Below are 259 nucleotides of genomic sequence, written 5' to 3'. Positions count from 1 at the left end.
CATTTAACCCAAATACAAAATCATCGTTTGCACTGCAATATTGTTAATGATTTTTTAGCACTGCAAAGTGCCGCCAAAGCAGCAGGGTTTGAGCTTACAATAGCTTCCAGCTTTCGTGACTTTAACCGCCAAGCGGCTATTTTTAACGCTAAATTTTCAGGTGCACGCCCTGTTTATAATAAACAACAGCAAGTTGTTGAATTAGATAACTTAAGCGATATAGATAAATGTATTGCCATTATGCTCTACTCTGCACTGC

The 259-nt window shown here is 38.2% G+C and carries 1 protein-coding gene; it reads left to right on the top strand.

Going from position 1 to position 259, the window contains the following annotated elements; translation table 11 throughout:
• Nucleotides 1–259, top strand: a 259-nt coding sequence (locus AAEY88_RS14295) for a D-alanyl-D-alanine carboxypeptidase family protein (protein WP_350563454.1), incomplete at both ends; no start/stop codon positions are given.

It is taken from the genome of Psychrobacter sp. CAL346-MNA-CIBAN-0220, assembly GCF_040309805.1.
Taxonomy (GTDB): Bacteria; Pseudomonadota; Gammaproteobacteria; order Pseudomonadales; family Moraxellaceae; genus Psychrobacter.
The sequence above is the reverse complement of the archived record's forward strand: the minus strand, read 5'-3'. Positions and strand labels throughout refer to the sequence as shown.